General features: G+C 27.2%; 16 protein-coding genes. 10 read left to right on the top strand and 6 right to left on the bottom strand.

Annotated elements, in window-relative coordinates; genetic code table 11:
* Positions 1-33 precede the first annotated feature (33 nt).
* From MKD41_RS03650 to MKD41_RS03660, 3 genes are all read right to left on the bottom strand, one after another.
* Complete coding sequence (locus MKD41_RS03650; RefSeq protein ID WP_240244083.1) at positions 34-1164, bottom strand: ABC transporter substrate-binding protein; 1131 nt, start codon at positions 1162-1164, stop codon at positions 34-36.
* A 37-nt stretch (positions 1165-1201) separates the two neighbouring features.
* On the bottom strand, positions 1202-1717 hold the full coding sequence (locus MKD41_RS03655) for a DUF7935 family protein (RefSeq protein WP_240244084.1): 516 nt from the start codon (positions 1715-1717) through the stop codon (positions 1202-1204).
* 140 nt (positions 1718-1857) lie between these two features.
* Positions 1858-3345 carry a S41 family peptidase gene (locus MKD41_RS03660; protein ID WP_240244085.1) on the bottom strand — a complete coding sequence of 496 codons (1488 nt, stop codon included), beginning with the start codon at positions 3343-3345 and terminating at the stop codon, positions 1858-1860.
* A gap of 207 nt (positions 3346-3552) precedes the next feature.
* Between MKD41_RS03660 and MKD41_RS03665 the strand changes: the two genes are divergently transcribed.
* The 5 genes from MKD41_RS03665 to MKD41_RS03685 all read left to right on the top strand — a co-directional run bounded on the left by MKD41_RS03665 (position 3553) and on the right by MKD41_RS03685 (position 8144).
* On the top strand, positions 3553-4062 hold the full coding sequence (locus MKD41_RS03665) for an RNA polymerase sigma factor (protein WP_240244086.1): 510 nt from the start codon (positions 3553-3555) through the stop codon (positions 4060-4062).
* Entirely contained in the window at positions 4049-4474 is a 426-nt protein-coding gene (locus MKD41_RS03670; protein WP_240244087.1) for a hypothetical protein, read from the top strand. The genes MKD41_RS03665 and MKD41_RS03670 overlap by 14 nt, the downstream gene beginning before the upstream one ends.
* Positions 4475-4485: 11 nt before the next feature.
* Positions 4486-5025 carry a DUF4252 domain-containing protein gene (locus MKD41_RS03675; RefSeq protein ID WP_240244088.1) on the top strand — a complete coding sequence of 180 codons (540 nt, stop codon included), beginning with the start codon at positions 4486-4488 and terminating at the stop codon, positions 5023-5025.
* 11 nt (positions 5026-5036) lie between these two features.
* Positions 5037-5585 carry a DUF4252 domain-containing protein gene (locus tag MKD41_RS03680; RefSeq protein ID WP_240244089.1) on the top strand — a complete coding sequence of 183 codons (549 nt, stop codon included), beginning with the start codon at positions 5037-5039 and terminating at the stop codon, positions 5583-5585.
* Positions 5586-5705: 120 nt separating this feature from the next.
* Positions 5706-8144 (top strand): M1 family metallopeptidase, encoded by a 2439-nt coding sequence (locus MKD41_RS03685; RefSeq protein ID WP_240244090.1) that lies wholly within the window; start codon positions 5706-5708, stop codon positions 8142-8144.
* Between the two features lie 173 nt (positions 8145-8317).
* Here the strand turns inward: MKD41_RS03685 and MKD41_RS03690 are convergent, their stop codons facing one another.
* Positions 8318-8725 carry a helix-turn-helix domain-containing protein gene (locus MKD41_RS03690; protein ID WP_240244091.1) on the bottom strand — a complete coding sequence of 136 codons (408 nt, stop codon included), beginning with the start codon at positions 8723-8725 and terminating at the stop codon, positions 8318-8320.
* A 430-nt stretch (positions 8726-9155) separates the two neighbouring features.
* On the opposite strand from MKD41_RS03690, the gene MKD41_RS03695 reads away from it, so the two are divergent.
* Both MKD41_RS03695 and MKD41_RS03700 read left to right on the top strand, forming a co-directional pair.
* Positions 9156-10268: a M14 family zinc carboxypeptidase gene (locus MKD41_RS03695; protein WP_240244092.1), complete on the top strand. Its 1113-nt coding sequence runs from the start codon at positions 9156-9158 to the stop codon at positions 10266-10268.
* A gap of 70 nt (positions 10269-10338) precedes the next feature.
* Positions 10339-10818 (top strand): Lrp/AsnC family transcriptional regulator, encoded by a 480-nt coding sequence (locus tag MKD41_RS03700; protein ID WP_240244093.1) that lies wholly within the window; start codon positions 10339-10341, stop codon positions 10816-10818.
* A gap of 107 nt (positions 10819-10925) precedes the next feature.
* Here the strand turns inward: MKD41_RS03700 and MKD41_RS03705 are convergent, their stop codons facing one another.
* Together MKD41_RS03705 and MKD41_RS03710 are read right to left on the bottom strand one after the other, a co-directional pair.
* Positions 10926-11324: a NifB/NifX family molybdenum-iron cluster-binding protein gene (locus MKD41_RS03705; RefSeq protein ID WP_240244094.1), complete on the bottom strand. Its 399-nt coding sequence runs from the start codon at positions 11322-11324 to the stop codon at positions 10926-10928.
* A gap of 139 nt (positions 11325-11463) precedes the next feature.
* Positions 11464-12696, bottom strand: a complete 1233-nt coding sequence (locus tag MKD41_RS03710) for a glycosyltransferase (protein WP_240244095.1) — start codon at positions 12694-12696, stop codon at positions 11464-11466.
* A gap of 362 nt (positions 12697-13058) precedes the next feature.
* On the opposite strand from MKD41_RS03710, the gene MKD41_RS03715 reads away from it, so the two are divergent.
* The 3 genes from MKD41_RS03715 (at position 13059) to MKD41_RS03725 (ending at position 17730) form a co-directional block, all read left to right on the top strand.
* A complete protein-coding gene (locus MKD41_RS03715) occupies positions 13059-13499 on the top strand; it encodes a cold-shock protein (RefSeq protein ID WP_240244096.1) in 441 nt (146 codons plus the stop codon).
* A 124-nt stretch (positions 13500-13623) separates the two neighbouring features.
* Positions 13624-14742, top strand: a complete 1119-nt coding sequence (locus MKD41_RS03720) for a DEAD/DEAH box helicase (protein WP_240244097.1) — start codon at positions 13624-13626, stop codon at positions 14740-14742.
* 189 nt (positions 14743-14931) lie between these two features.
* Positions 14932-17730 (top strand): alpha/beta hydrolase family protein, encoded by a 2799-nt coding sequence (locus MKD41_RS03725; protein WP_240244098.1) that lies wholly within the window; start codon positions 14932-14934, stop codon positions 17728-17730.
* Positions 17731-17748: the final 18 nt, after the last annotated feature.

Genomic DNA, 17748 nt, shown 5'->3' on the forward strand with positions numbered 1-17748 from the left:
GTTATTTGTGTACAATTAAATAATAGCTATATTTTACTCTAACTTTTCATAAAAAGTAAATTCATAATCCAGCATTAATTCTGGGTGTGTAATTTTTATTAAATCTTTTAAAACTAAATCTGGTCGGGCAGGAGCTAATTCAAAATAAATTACACCATCTGTTGCGCCACGGTTATTAATGTAAGAATATATTTCTTTTGTTTTAAAGGCATTAAATTGAGTGTAAATATCATTAGCTTCTTCAAGGTGATTAAAAGAATTATAAAAACTAGGAGATATCCATATTTCTGCATTTTTACCTTTTTCAAAAACATTTTCTATATTTAAAGATAAACTAGCACTTCCTTTAGAATCTGCCCATAAATAATTAGTGTTAGCATCTCTTAAAAATGTAGCTTCAAAACTGTCACCTGCAGGTAAATTCCATATATCTTTAAAAAGTCCACCAGAAAGTATTGTTGGTTTTTTAGTACTTTTTAGTGCTAATTTTTTTGCTTCTAAATAATTGGCTTCAATGGTATTAAAAATACTATCAGCTTCTTTTTCTTTATTAAATAATGCACCAAAAAACTTAATCCATTCTGCACGTCCAAGTGGTGTTGCTTCTAACCAATCGCCGTTTAAAAGTACTGGAATTCCAAGTTTTTCAATATTTGCAAACATTTTACTATTACTATTAATAGAAAATCCAACAACAATATCAGGATTTAAACTCATTAATAATTCCGTATTAATACGTTCTTCGTTTCCAAGCTCTTTAATTGCTCCACTATCTATAAGTTTTCTAGTTTTTTTAGAAGAAACATAATTAGTATTAGGGTAACCTATCAATTTATTTTCAACTTCTAGCAATTCTAACATTGGAATATGTGTTGTGCTTGTTACTACAATAGAATTTATAGGAGTTTTAATGGTGTTGCTTGTATTTTTTAAAACAGTATCTGATAAAATAAATTCAAAAGTTTCTTTAGAATCTTTATATGGAGCCTTTATTATTAATTTAGAATAATTTTTAAAGTGTTGGATTTCAAATCCTTTAGCGTATTTTAAAGTGTTTTTAGAGATTTTCTTAGTGTTTTCTTTAGGAGCATTAGCATCTTTACAAGAAAATAATACACTAAATATTAGAATTAAAATTAGGGGTTTTAAGATAGTTGTTTTCATAAAATAGGTAGTGTAAAATATTTTTTTTGAAGTTATTTTAAATAAAACTTTTTACTTCATTTTTAATAAAAGCCAATGCTGTTGTAGAAGGCGGAGTGCTTTCTAACATTTTTTTTAAAACTGCTTCACGTAATTCTTGTGCTGTTTTTACTTCTTCATTTTGCTCAGTTTGTTTTATAAGCTGTATTGTAGCATTTTTTGAAGTAATTATAACACTCCAACATTTATCAGAAATATAAATTTGCTGCGCTAAATTATGTTCAAATTCTTGTTCTATAGTATTAATTATACTTAAAACATAAGCTTCCTTATCATTATTTATAGATGTAATTCTAAGTAATAATTTTGAAGGATTTATACGTTCTAAATATAAAGTCATTCTTTCATAAGCTTGTAATCTAATAGGTAAAGCAGCTTTTTGATTCTCTTTTAAAAATGATAAATTTAAACGCTGTTTTTCAAAATCTGTATGATTCATAAAAAAATAATACGCTACAGCTCCGGTTACAATTGCAGGAATTGTATAAGTCAATAATTCAATAAATTTTTCCAACTCTTTAATGTTTTTAGTTATACAAAAATAGACTTCGTAATAATACTATACAATTAACTATTAAACTTTATAGAATATTTAATTAAAAAGAGGCTGCTTGAAAATTCCAAACAGCCTCTTTACTTGATTTTAAAAAAATGTTATTCTTGAGGAATAATATACATTTCTTTACTATATTTCTTTTTATCTAAAGAGTTAAATATTGTTTCTCCTGTTTTAAATAGGTTTTTACTAGCTAAATTAGATTTAGAACTTACTCCAGAAATAAGATCTAAAGCAGTTTTTAACAAGGGTTCTTCAACATTTCCAAAAGGTTTTATTTGCGATGCATATTCAATAACTTCATAATCTGGAGTAAAACCTTGTGTATAATCACTTTCATCTAACTTATTATATATTTGAAATACAATAGGTTGTAATGCATTAGTATGAGAAGTACTAGCACCGTCTTCACCAAAATCTGGAGAGTCATATAAGGTAATAGAACCTACATTTTTACCATAGGTAGTTGTTCCAATTTTTACAACAGACATGTATGGTGAAAGACCATTAATTATCATTTCACTTGCAGAAGCAGTACTTCCAGAAGTTATTACATATAGTTTTGTAAGTGAATTTAATCTGTTTATAGTTACATCATTAGTATAATCACCTTCTTTATCATACACATAAGCTGAATTAAAAAATGGATAATAACCACCTTCGTCAGTATGTTTTGAATTGTATATTAATTTAGCAAAGACGTCATTTTCAGAAGCAGCACCATAAATCATACTTGCTAAATAAGCAGATGTTAAAACGGAACCACCACCGTTGTAACGAAGATCTAAAACTAACTCTTGAATACCTTCAGCTTTAAAATCAGCAAAAACATTATTCAATTCTTCATGAAAAGTATATTTAAAACCATTATAAACTAAATATCCAATTTTAGTTCCGGCATCGTTAGTTATTACATCTGAATATAATACTGGATTTTCTACAACTTCTCTAATTACTAAGGTTTTTTCTATATTATTTGGAGTAATAACACCATTTTCTAGAGTATTAAACGCTAACGATATAGATGTTATTTCACCATCATAAAAATTATTTACTACACCATAATTGTCAATCGTTAGTTCAACTCCATCAAATTTATAGAAAAAATCACCACGTTGCATACCCGCATCTGATGCTGGTGAATTAGGTACAACATAAGTTACATAACCAAGTACTTCATCACAATCACTGCATAATCTTGTTAAATCAAACTCAAATCCATAGGCATCATTTACACCTCTAAATGAAGCTCCTTGCTCATTATAATCTTCAATAAACCAAGAAAATCTATCTGTTGTTCCTTTATTATATAATAAAGTTTCAAAAAGACTTTCAGGAGTTGAATAGCTATTCAAATAATCGTAATAAGCATCAAAATCATCATCTTTAGTATCGGCTAAATTAGTTACATTTGGTTGCCAATTATACCAAGAGTTCATTGCTTTCCATACAAAATGATTGACTTGATTATCAATTTTAGTTGTATCAATAAAGTTATTAGATATATCATCATCATCTTTATTACAACTAACAAAAGCAATACTTGAAATTAGTAAGATTGCTATAAAAGAATTTATTTTATTCATATTTATGTAAATTATTTTTTTTAAAACGACTCTTTAAATTCATCATTAATATGAATGGTGAATTTTAATTTAGTTTGTTTATATATTATTTTGTTTTAAATTTTGTCGCAAGATATTAATTTAATTACAAAAATTAAATCAAAGTGTAACAATAACGAATTAAGTTCGTCATAATTGTAACAACACCAAAAAATAATCAAACTTAGAATGAAGCAGTCAGAGTTTTTAAAAACTGTAATGCCTTTTAAAGATAAAGTGTTTCGAGTAGCAAAAAGGCTACTTGTTTCTACTGAAGAAGCTGAAGATGCAACGCAAGAGCTGTATTTTAAGCTTTGGAGAAATAGAACTAAATTAAAAGATTATAAAAGTGTTGAAGCTTTTGCAATGACAATGACTAAAAATTATTGTTTTGATCGATTAAAATCGAAACAAGCAAGTAATTTAAAGTTAATTCATAGCAATTATGAAGAAAAAGATACGCCTTTACAAAGACGTGTAGAATTGAATGACAGTGTAAGTATGGTTCATAAATTAATTGAAAACTTACCAGAACAACAAAAATTAATAATACAGTTAAGAGATATTGAGGAATATGAATTTGATGAAATTTCTAAAATGTTGGATTTAAAACCAACAGCTGTAAGAGTAGCATTATCAAGAGCAAGAAAAACAATTAGAGAACAATTAACAAAACAACATAATTATGGAATTAGCTAACATAGAAAAGTTGTTGGAAAAATATTTAGATGCAGAAACAAGTATTGCAGAAGAAAAAGAATTAAAAAACTATTTTTTAAGCGATAACGTGGCGCCACATCTACAAGAATATCAAGCGATGTTCGGATATTTTTCAACTAGTAAAAATGAACGATTTACAAAAACCATCCAATTAAAACGAAAAAAGACGAATTGGAAATGGTTATCTGTAGCAGCTTCAATAGTTTTATTAGTTAGTGTTTACACTGGTTACCAAAATAACCAACAAAAAAAGGCTGAAAAAATATACGCAGAAACCAGAATGGCTTTTGGTATGTTGGCAGCAAATTTAAACAAAGGAAATGATGCAATTCTACAGTTGCAACATTTTGAAGACACAAAAAACAAAATTTTTAAACAACCAAAAAAGTAAAAAAGTAAAAAATGAAAAAATTAATAATATTAGCAGTAGTTGCCTTAGTATCCTTTGGTACGTATGCTCAAAGTTCAATATTTGATAAATTTGAAGAAATGGATGATGTTTCTTCAGTTATCGTAAATAAAGAAGCATTTAGAATGCTTGCAAAATTTAAAGGCGGTGGAGAAGAAGGTCAAGAGTATTTTGATATGGTAAAAGGCTTATCCTCTTTTAGGGTATTTACAACAGAAAACCAATCAATTGCTAGCGAAATGAATACTATAGTTTCTAAATACTTAAAAAGTTCAAAATTAATTGAATTAATGAGAGTAAAAGATGAAGATTCAAATGTTAAAATTTATGTACGCCAAGGAAAAGATGAAGACCATGTAAGTGAGTTGCTTATGTTTGTTAGCGGTGCTGGAAAATATACCAATAATTCTGACAGTCCAATAAAAGCAGAGTCTGTAATACTTTCATTAACAGGAGATATAGATTTAAATAAAATATCTGAACTTACAGAATCTCACGTTCCAGGTAGTAGTAAACATCTAAAAAAACAATAAAAGGCAACTTTATGAATTCAGCTATAAAATTTTTTGGAATACTCTTTTTTGTAATGTTTGCTTTTATTTCTTGTAATAATTCGCCTACTTTACAGGAATATTATGTAACTAGTAAAGAAAATGATGCTTTTATTTCGGTAGATTTACCTGCAAATATTTTACAATTAAAAAACAATGAAGTTTCTGAAGATGTAAAACAAACGCTAGCATCTATAAAAAAAGTAAACTTTTTAGCTTTGCAATTAACAGATTCAAATGAAGCATTATATACTTCAGAAAAATTAAAGGTAAAAGCAATTCTTAAAAATCCAAAGTACAAGCAATTAATGCGTATGAATTTAGGAAAAGGAGCTGTTAGTGTAAATTATTTAGGCGAAGAAGACGCTATTGATGAAGTTGTGCTTTTTGGATCAGATAATAATAAAGGATTTGCTGTTGTAAGAGTATTAGGAGAAAATATGAATCCAGCTGAAATTATGAAAATGGCACAAGAAATTGAGCTAGATGGAGATTCAGAACAATTAAAACAACTTGGCGGATTGATTAACGGTTTAAAATAAATTACTAAAAAAATATAATAATAAAGCCATACTTGAATAAAGTATGGCTTTTTAACTATCTATTAACTTCTTAAAACTTAAAAAATAGTATTTTTGAGGCTTTAAAAATTAGGTTTTAATATGAAGAATATTGCTATACTATTTATTTTATTTATAACATTTGCGGTAAAAGCTCAAGATACCCCTTATCAACCAGAAAGAACTAAGGTTAATAATTTAGTACATACTAAATTAAAAGTTGATTTTAATTTTGAAAAAAGTCAATTAAACGGGGAAGCTTGGATAACATTAACACCTCATTTTTATCCTACAAACAAAGTTACGTTAGATGCTAAAGCATTTAAAATAAATGAAATAAAAATTAACAATACAACTGCTACATATAATTATTCGGATGATCAACTTACCATAAACCTTGATAAAACTTATGTTAAAGGTGAAGAATATACGGTTTATGTAAATTATATAGCTAGACCAGAGGAAGTTAAGCAAAAAGGTAGTAAAAATATAACTGATGCAAAAGGTTTGTATTTTATAGATCCATTAGATACAGACCCAGAAAAACCTACACAAATTTGGACTCAGGGTGAAACAGAAGCAAGTAGTTGTTGGTTTCCTACAATAGATGCTCCAAATCAAAAAACTTCACAAGAAATTTACATGACTGTTCCAAATAAATTTATTACACTTTCAAACGGAACATTGCAATCTCAAATAGATAATAATAATGGTACTAGAACAGATTATTGGAAAATGGATCAAAAACATGCTCCGTATTTATTTTTTATGGGTGTTGGTGATTTTAGTATAGTAAATGATACTTGGAATGGTAAAATAGTAGATTATTATGTAGAACATGATTATAAAGATGTAGCTAACGATATTTTTGGAACTACACCCGAAATGATGACTTTTTTCTCAGATTTAACAGGAATACCTTATCCTTGGGATAAATACAGTCAAATTGTAGTTAGAGATTTTGTAAGTGGAGCTATGGAAAACACTACAGCTGTTGCACATGCAGAAGATGCACAACAAAAAAAAGGACAATTAGTTGATGATAATGAATGGGAAGGAACAATTGCACATGAGTTATTTCATCATTGGTTTGGCGATTTAGTTACAACAGAAAGTTGGGCAAATTTAACAGTAAACGAATCTTTTGCAACTTATAGCGTTTATTTATGGTTCGAGCATAAATATGGAAAAGATAGGGCTGCAGCACATATGTATAAAGATATACAAACGTATTTGCAAAGTGAGAGTGATGACAAAATTTTAGTGCGTTTTCATTACCACGACAAAGAAGATATGTTTGATACGGTAAGCTATCATAAAGGAAATGCTATTCTTCATATGTTGCGTAATATTTTAGGTGATGACGCTTTTTTTACAGGATTGTCTAAATATTTAAACGATCATAAATTTGGTACTGCTGAAGCACATGAACTACGTTTAGCATTAGAGGAAGTGAGTGGTAAAGATTTAAATTGGTTCTTTAATCAGTGGTATTATGGAAGCGGGCATATAAAAGCTGAAGTAACTTACGATTACAATACCATAAATAATACTGTAACTGTAAATATCAATCAACAAGATAAAGCATTTACATTTCCTTTAACTATAGATATTTATGAAGGTACTGCTAAAGCAACACATAATGTTTGGGTAGAAGGTAAACAAAGTTCATTTACATTTCCATACAATAAACAACCTAGCTTAATTAATATAGATCCAGAACATGTACTTTTGACTGAGTTTACCGAAAGTAAATCGTTAGACGAATATATTTTTCAGTTTAATAATGCAACACATTATGTAGATAGAAGATTGGCTTTAGAAGAAATTGTAAAACATCAAAGAGATAATAAGACAGCATTAAATACTGTTGTTAAAGCTTTTGAAGATCCGTATTATGAAATTAGAGTAATTGCATTAGATAATTTGGATTTATTTCAAAAGTATAATAAGAAAAATATAATAGCAAAGGTTGAAAAAATGGCTCAAAATGATGAGAAAACATTAGTAAGAGCAGCAGCAATTGGCGTTTTAGGAAAATTAATAGATCCAATGTATAAACCATTGTTTGAAAGAGGAGTGGAAAATGAATCGTATGCAATAACAGGAAGCTCGTTGATTTCTCTTTATCAAATTGATAAAGAAAGTGCTATCGCTAAAATTAAAACTTTAGACGAAACTACTAAAGAAAGTTTAGCAGATGCCATTACAACTATTTTTATCCAAGAAAAAGATAAATCTAATTTACCATTTATTGCAAATCAGGTCTTAACCGGAATGTTTTTAACAGAAAATGCTAGAACACAGCAAATTTATGGTGAAGCTTTTAAATGGATTGCAGAAAGTGATAATAAAAAAGCTATTAGTAATTTAACAGACGACTTTGTAAAATTAGGAAAACAATATAAAAAGTATAATTTTGATCAAATGGCTATTAATATGCTAAATCAAATGGTGTATATGCAGCAACAATCTTCTCATGAAAACAAAAATGAATTGATTTTGATCTTAAAAAGAGGAATGGCTAAACTTATAGAGTAAGAATTACTTTAAACATTATTCTGAAAATAATAAATACAATGCTGTTTAGTGCCTAATAGTTTGTATTTGATAAAAACTATATTGTACATTTAAAAATAAAGAGATTTATTTTAATGTTTAAAATATACTTTGTTATATAGCTATTTTAAACGAATAGAATATTAAAATATAATCTAAGCAGAATAATTTTTAAAACTTCCATCTTTAAAGAAAATTACAATTCTTTCAATTTCTTTTGAAGAAACTTCTTTTGAATTTTCAATAATTTTTTCTGGAATCACTTTTTCAACCGCATCTGTTTTTTCATTTGAAAAAAGAGTAGGAGTACTACTTGTTTCTTTTTTCTGATTTATAGATTTAGGAAAAGTGCCAACGCCATTTAATAGCCAATACAATTCTACTTCAGGAAAAGTTTTTAAAATTTTTAAAACAAAATCTAAACTTGGTTTATTTCTTCCAGATAGTAGGTGAGATATACTTGAACGTTGAACTTCTATTTTATCAGCTAATAAAGCAGCTGATAAATTATAATAATCCATAATTATATTCAATCGTTTAGCAAATTCATCAATGTTTACCATATGTTACAAATGTAAATTATTATATCTGTTACAAATGTAATCAATCTTATAATAAGAAGCAAAAGTATTATTTTAATTTAATTATAAGACTCTAATTTTATTAAAGTTTATGTTTATATAATGAATGTAAATACCTAAATAACAATATTTAACAAGTGATTGATAAAAAAATCCTATAATAGCTAAAAGTCTAGTTATTATAAGGAGACTATTGCCTGTTCAGTTGATTACATATGTATACAAGAGCGCTATTAGTTCTATTTACATTTGTGAATTACAGGTTGTTTACAAATGTAAATAGATATATTTGAATTTAATTACATATTAAGTTTCATAAAAAATATATTCTTATTTTTGTTTAAAATTTGAGATAGTTAAAAGCTTACCATAATAATAATGAATGGCTAATGACTGAAATAAAGGACTACACATGAAAATAATAAATACAGCTTTTTTAGAAAATTGGTATGCTGCTAATTTTGAAACTAAATTAAAAGGAAGGAGAATTTTATTTGACGATATACAACCTCTTGTAGAAAAATTATCTTTAAAATTTAAAAAAGAGGTTATAGGGTATTCAGAAAATAATATACCTATTTATATGGTTTCTATTGGTGAAGGACCTATTAAAATACTTTCTTGGTCGCAAATGCATGGTAATGAAAGCACAGGTACAAAAGCATTATTCGACTTATTTAATTTTTTTGAAGCGAGTGGGGTTGAATTAAATGCTGTTTCTGAAACAATATTAAAGAATTGTACACTTAAATTTATTGTTTTATTAAATCCAGATGGCGCTATTAATTTTACACGTGAAAATGCAAATAATATTGATTTAAATAGAGATGCTGTAGCTAAAACTGCGACTGAAAGTAAATTATTACGCTCTGTTTTAGATAGTTTTAACCCTAAATTCTGTTTTAATTTACACGATCAACGTTCAATTTTTAATGTAGAAGGTACAGAAACCCCAGCAACCATATCTTTTTTAGCACCTTCTGAAGATTTAGAACGTACATTAACAAATGGACGTAAAGAAACTATGAGTGTAATTGTAGCGATGAATAGTTTGCTTCAAAAATACATACCAAATCATATAGGAAGGTATACAGATGAGTTTTATCCAACGGCTACAGGAGATAATTTTCAAAAACTAGGTCATAATACCATTTTAATAGAAGCTGGTCATTATGATAATGATTATGACAGAGAGCAGACAAGAAAGTATAACTTTTATGCAATTTTACAAGGTTTGTATTTTATTGCTACAGCAACTGATTTTTTAAATTACAAACCATATTTTGAAATCCCTAATAATGACACCTTATTTTTAGATATAATATATAAAGACTTAAAAGTTATAACAAATGGAGTTGAAAGTATTGAAGATGTTGGTATTCAGTATAAATTTAAAGTTGTAAACAATAAGCTTGTAATGTATAAATGCATTGAAAAACAAGGAGATTTATCAAAATATTTCACTAATAACAAAATAAATGCAGTTAAATTGAATTTTAACGAATTAAAATTGTCAAATTCGTAAATTTTTTATGTAAATATCATTTTTTTTTAATAAATTTGCCTTGTAATTATATATTATTAAGAAAAAAAATATGAAAAAATTCATTTTAGATGAAATAGATCATCAAATACTAGATATTCTTATAGAAAATGCTAGAACTCCATTTACAGATATCGCAAAAAAACTAGTTGTTTCTGCTGGTACTATACATGTTAGAGTTAAAAAAATGGAAGATGAAGGAATTATTAAAGGCTCTACATTAACATTAGATTATGAGAAAATGGGCTATTCTTTTATTTCTCATGTTGGTATATATTTAGCGAAAACTTCTAAAACTAAGCAAGTTATAAATGATTTGCAAAAAATACCGAATATTACTATTGCTTACATTACAGCGGGTAAATTCAATGTTTTTTGTAAAATTAGAGCAAAAGATACTACACATGCAAAAGAAATTATTTTTGAAATTGATGATATTGATGGTGTTTCTAGAACTGAAACTATGATTTCTTTAGAAGAAAGTATTAATGATAAAACAAGATTAATGCACTCTATTTTTAGAGAAATTTAATCAATAAAATATAGAATTCTGTCTAGAAAGAATAAATACTTGTATTTAACAACTATTTAAAATTCTATTTAGACAGAGTTTTATGGGTTTTAATTAGTTATATAACGCTAATTAACTCTAGAGTTGCAATTGCAATTACAACCAGATATTTCATTAGATATTGGCGCCATAGCTTCTAAGGTACCGTTAATTAATTTTTCAATAGCAATATCTGGATCAGTTTCTTCAATTTTATAGCAGGCTATTCCATATTTAGATAACTTTTCAATGGCCCCAAAACCAATACCTCTGGTTAATAAAATGTCACATTCAAATAAAATATGTTTTTTCATTTTATTTTCATTTCGAAAAAAAGATCTTAATGTTTCATTTACAGGTAATTCTAAGAGCCTTTTACTTTCAACTACAGCTCCATTAATTGTATAAATTAAATAGTTTCTGCATTTTCCAGTATGATTAAAAATACTTTTTTTATTTTGAAAAGTAACTGCTACAATATTTTTCATAAATGTATTTTTATTTCAAATTTAAAACTAAATAGAAGAGTATACTGCAACTTAGGTTACTATGAATTATAGAGCATTTAAAGTAATTAAACTTTATATAGCAAAAAACGAGAAAAGTAAATACATAAAATTAGCCTAATTATTTATTCTTTTCTTCAATCCATTTAGACATATATTTAGTGCTTTTTAGGGTATGATGTAGTAACATTGAACCTATAAAATTCTGATTTCTATGGTTTTCTAAATCATTAAAAATAGTTTCAATTTTTAACATTAATTCATTATCAAATTTTTGTTTTGAAAAATTAGAATTGATTATTTCTATTCCATTTTGTTGTTTTTTTAGCCAAATTTCTTCGTTTTTATACAGTTTTATGGCTTTTTCAGCAAAAAATTCAAGGTTATTTTCTATAAATCCATTCCAAGGTAGGGTGTTATTTATACCTTCAGCACCAATTGAAGTAGTTATAGAAGGTGTTCCAAAAATTATAGCATCTACAAGTTTTCCTTTTAAACCAGCACCAAATTGTAATGGGGCTAGACATATTCGTGCATTTGAAAAAGCTACTTCTTTATTTGTAGCCCATCCTTTAATTAAAAATCCATCTTTGGTATTGTGCAGTTGTGTTACGCTTTGGTTATTTCCGTAAGCTCCATAAATATGAATATTAGCTTTTGGTAGTTGTTTTTTTATTTTAGGCCAAATATGTTTTTTTAATGTTCTAACAGCTTCTAAATTAGGTTTGTGCTTAAAATTGCCAATTGTCATAAAATCTTTTCTTTTATTAAATGTTGGATATTTTGTAAAACTATCAGCTGTTAATTTATCTAATAAAAAAGGAGTGTAACTTAGTAAATCAGTATCTATTTTAAATTTATTTACTAATAATTCTAATTCGTACATTGAAATTATTAAAGTTAAATCGCATCTATAAATACTTGCAATTTCACGTTTAGTAATATCGTTATTTAATAAAGAATTATTTATTTTAGTAGTATTTCTAAAGCTTTTTTCTCTTGCAAATCTTAAAAAATGTAAGTCTTCTGTATCTAATATTTTTAGTGCGTTTGGACAGTTTTCTGTAACTCTCCATCCAAATTGCTCTTCAGTTAAATACCTGTCAAACAAAACAATATCTGGATTGTATTCAATAATAAATTTATTAAAACTCGTATTATTTAATTCAATAGTTGATGTTTTAATTTCATCTTCAGAAAAATTATAAGATTGTGGTGTTTTAGCGGCAGTACTTACAAAATGAATTTCTAATCCATATTTTTTAAAAATAGCAATAAGCTGTAACATTCTTGTTCCAGCAGCAGTAGTGGTTGGTTCTGGCCAAACAAAGCCTATAATTAGTACTTTTTTCATAATTCAAATGTATTAATTAGAATTAAGTTAAAATTTGATTTTATAAAAAATGTGATTGTAAATTTTAAATTATTTGTACTATAATTTTATAAAAAAAGGACTTTTAAAATAGCAATTTTTAATTTTTTATATCAATATATTAACATGGTGTGTAAAAAATTAAATAGAAGTGTTATATTTGCATAGGCTTATAATTAACTAATAGTCATTTTATAAGCAAGTCATTTAATAACTTCAGTTGTATTTTATAATTCAATTATATAAATTGTTTTCATAAAAAAAATCTATTTTAATTTATAATGACAACCTTAACTGTTTAGGAAACAACAGGATAAACAAATAAAATTTAACATAAATAATTAATGGCAGGATCACAAGAAACATTTGGTAAAAAAGAAAGAGAAAAGAAGAGATTAAAGAAAAAGAAAGATAAGCTTCTTAGAAAAGAAGAGCGTAAAGCTAACGGACAAGATAGTATGTTTGTCTATGTAGACGAATTTGGACAATTAACTGATACGCCGCCAGATCCATCCAAAAAAATTAAAGTTGATGCAGAAAGCATTGAAATAGGTATTCCTAAAAAAGAAGATAGAGAAGAAGAAGTTCCAGTTGATAGAAAAGGAAAAGTTTCATTTTTTGATACTTCAAAAGGATTTGGATTTATAATTGACACCAACACACAAGAAAAGTTTTTTGTGCATGTTAGTGGTGTTTTAGAAGAAATTGCAGAAAATGACAAAGTTACTTTTGAATTAGAAAAAGGTTTAAAAGGAATGAATGCCGTTAGAGTAAAAAAGATATAACATTATTATAAAATATTTAAAAGCTGCTTTTTAAGCAGCTTTTTTTGTTTTTATAAAGTAAGGGATTAAAAGTATTAATTATTGTAAATTTAATAACTGTACATTTGCAGTATAAAATAAAAACATGGCAACATTTTTAGAATTAGGAGTTCATAAAGAATTTATTCAGGGATTAAAAGAACTTGGTATTAAAACGCCAACAGAAGTTCAAAAAGCAACAATTCCTGTATTGTTAAACTCTAAAACAGATTTAATTGGTTTAGCACAAACAGGAACTGGTAAAACAGCAGCCTTTGGATTACCAATTTTACAAACAATAGATGTAAACTCTTCAAATATTCAATCGTTAATTTTAGCGCCTACTAGAGAATTAGCGCAACAAATTAAAAAACAACTATTTAAATATACCAAGTATTTAAATTCAAAAATATTTGTTGAAGCTGTTTATGGTGGTGAAAAAATAGAACGTCAAATTAAAAATTTAAAACGTACTACACATGTTGTAGTTGCTACGCCAGGAAGGTTAATAGATTTAATTGAAAAAGGTGAAATAGATTTAAGTAAAGTGTTAACAGTGGTGTTAGATGAAGCTGATGAGATGTTAAGTATGGGTTTTAAGCAAGACCTAAATAGAATTTTAAAATATACGGGTAAAAAGAAAAACACCTGGTTATTTTCAGCAACTATGCCTAATGAAATTCAGCAAATTATAAAAACCTATATGGCATCTGATGCTGTTAAAATTGCGGTTAATAAAAACACTTTAGTAAACGCAAATATTACGCATCATTATATAAAAACTAGTATTAAAGATAAACCCGAGTTATTAATTAAGATTTTAGAACGTAGATCTAACGATAGAGGAATAATATTTTGTAGAACAAAAGCTGGTACACAAAATTTAGCTAACTTTTTAAAAGAAGAAGGTTTTTCGGTAGACGCTCTAGAAGGTGATATGCAACAAAGAGATCGCGAAAAAGTAATGCGTGCTTTTAAAAATGGGACTTTACAAGTTTTAATCTCTACAGATGTTTCCGCTAGAGGTATAGATGTTAGTAACTTAGGTTTTGTAATTCATCATCAATTGCCAGAGCAATTAGAATATTATACACATAGAAGTGGAAGAACTGCTAGAGCCGGAAAAGCAGGTTTTTCAATAGCGCTTATTTTACCTAATGAATTACAAAAAATTCAAGATTTTCAAAAGGCTTTAGGAATTAAATTTGTTGAAATTTCGATATAATTTAGTTTATAATCTATTTTAAAGCTCTGTATATTATTTTTTACAATTAATATGCAGAGCTTTTTTATTAGTGTTAACTGTACTTTTACCAATTTAACAAGTTGTTATTTTCTAGTATTTTTTTTATTTAAAATAATTAATATTAATCTTTTACGATTATATTTATACTTTCTAAAAAACAACAATTATATGAGACTATTTTTAACCTCACTTTTAGTGCTATTTACGTTTACAGTTGTAGCTCAAAAAAAAGTATTGGACCACAAAGATTATAAAAATTGGAACGCTATTAAAAGTCAAAAAATATCCTCTGACGGAAATACTATTATGTATTTACTTGAAAAAGGAGAAAAAGATAGCCACCTAAAAATTAAAAATAATAAAGCTCAGTTTATTTTTGAACACGAAAGAGCTGAAAATCCAATATTTGCTAATAATGCTAAGCAAGTTTTATTTACAGTAAAACCGTGGAAAGATAGTATTAAAGAGTTAAAACGTAAAAAAGTTAAAAAGGATAAATTACCTAAAGATACCTTGGCTATTTATACATTTAAGTCTAAAGAACTTTTAAAAATTTCAAATGTAAAATCTTATAAAATTCCAAAAAAAGAAGATGGTTTTGTAGCATATTTATTAGAGGATATTAAAGCAGTTAAAAAAGAAAAAGATACCTCTAAAAAAGAAGAGAAAAGCAAAAAAACAAAAAAAGCTAAAAAAGTAGGAAAAGATAACGGTTACCATTTGGTATTAAGAGATTTAACAACTACCAAACAAGACACCTTTAAATTTGTAACAAATTATACTTTTGCTAAAGAAGGAAAACAATTAGCGTTTATAACAACCGGTGTAGATTCTACGGTAAATGCGGGTGTTTATGTTTTAAATTTAGAAAATAAGCAATTAACTCATATTTTTAAAGCAAATAAAAAAACTAAATATTACCAATTAAATTTTAGTGATTCTGGTAAAAATTTAGGTTTTGTTGCAGATTTAGACACCACTAAAGTACAAGTTAGACCAAATGAATTATACCATTGGTCTCAAGGAGATACCAATGCAAAAAAAATGTTAGATGCTGCTAATGCTCCAAAAGGTTATAGAGTATCTTCAGATGGGGGTATCTATTTTTCTAAAGACGAATCTAAAATGTATTTTGGTTTAGCAACACCTCCAATTGTTAAAGATACCACTTTATTAGATGAAGAAATTGTAAATGTAGAAGTTTGGACTTATAATGAGCCTAGACTATATACAGTTCAAGAAATGCAAGTTAAAAATGATACTAGAAAATCATATACAACTACTATTCATTTAGCAACTAACAAATTAGTACAATTAAGTTCAACAGCATATCCAAATGTTAGAATTGGAGATGAAGGAAATGCAGAATTTGCGTTAGTTAACAACCCAGAACCATATCTTTTAGAGAGTCAGTGGACGGGTAATTCAGCAAAAGATTATGCAATTGTAAATACAAATACTGGAGCCGTTACTAAAATTTTCGATAAAATGAGCGGCCGTATTAGTTTAAGTCCTAAAGCAAAATATGCTTATGGTTACAATTCAGTTGATAGTACATGGTTTGCATTTAATTTAGTAACCAAAAAAATGACAAACCTTACCAAAGGAAAAGTTTTTTATGATGAATTAAATGATGCTCCAGTAAGTCCAAGACCTTATGGTAGTGCTGGATGGACAGAAGATGATGCTTCTATTTTACTATATGATAGGTATGATATTTGGGAATTTAATCCAGAAAATGGTTCAAGCAAAAAATTAACTAATGGACGTGCTGCTAAAACTAGTTATAGATATATTAAACTTGATAGAGAAGAGCGTTTTTTAGATAAAAAGAACAAATGGTTACTTTATACATTTAATGAAACAACTAAAAATTCAGGCTATTTTGAATTCAATCCTAAAAATAATAAAGGAAAACAGTTACTTTTTGATGCTTATGATTTTTCGGAACCTATAAAAGCTAAAGATTCAGATAAAGTATTATTTACAAAACAAACTTTTGAAGTATATCCTAATATTATTTATTCAGATTTAAGTTTTAAAAAACAAACTAAAATTAGTAATGCAAATCCACAACAAAGCGAATATAATTGGGGAACAGCAGAGTTGGTGAATTGGACTTCTTTAGATGGTGATGCATTAACAGGAATGCTAATAAAGCCAGAAAATTTTGATCCTTCAAAAAAATACCCAATGATTGTTAATTTTTATGAAAAAAGTTCTGATGGACTTTTTAGACATAAAGCTCCTTCACCAGGAAGATCTACAATAAGTTACAGTTTTTACGCTAGTAGAGGCTATTTAATATTTAATCCAGATGTAAATTATAAAATAGGAGCACCAGGCGAAAGTGCTTATAATTGTGTTATTCCAGGTATTGAATCACTTATAGAAAAAGGTTTTGTAGATAAAGATAATATTGGAGTACAAGGACATAGCTGGGGAGGTTACCAAATTGCACACTTAGTTACAAAAACAAATATTTTTAAAGCTGCAGAATCTGGCGCACCTGTTGTAAATATGGTGAGTGCTTATGGTGGAATTAGATGGTGGACAGGTTTAAGTAGGCAATTTCAATACGAGCATACGCAAAGTAGGTTAGGAGGTACCCCTTGGGAATATCCAGAACGTTATTTAAAAAATTCTCCAATTTTTAATTTGGATAAAATAAATACTCCTTTATTAATAATGCACAATGATGCAGATGGACATGTACCTTGGTACCAGGGAATTGAATTTTTTGTATCGTTAAGAAGATTAGGTAAGCCATCTTGGATGTTAAATTATAACGAAGAGCCTCACTGGCCATTAAAAATGCAAAATAGAATAGATTTTAATATTCGTATGCAACAGTTTTTTGATCATTATTTAAAAGGTGCTCCAATGCCTGTATGGATGAAAAAAGGGGTTCCAGCAATTGAAAAAGGAATTAATCAAGGTTATGAATTATTGCCTGATTCTAAATAATTATAGTTATTGATTTAA

This window comes from Lutibacter sp. A64, from assembly GCF_022429565.1.
Taxonomy (GTDB): domain Bacteria; phylum Bacteroidota; class Bacteroidia; order Flavobacteriales; family Flavobacteriaceae; genus Lutibacter.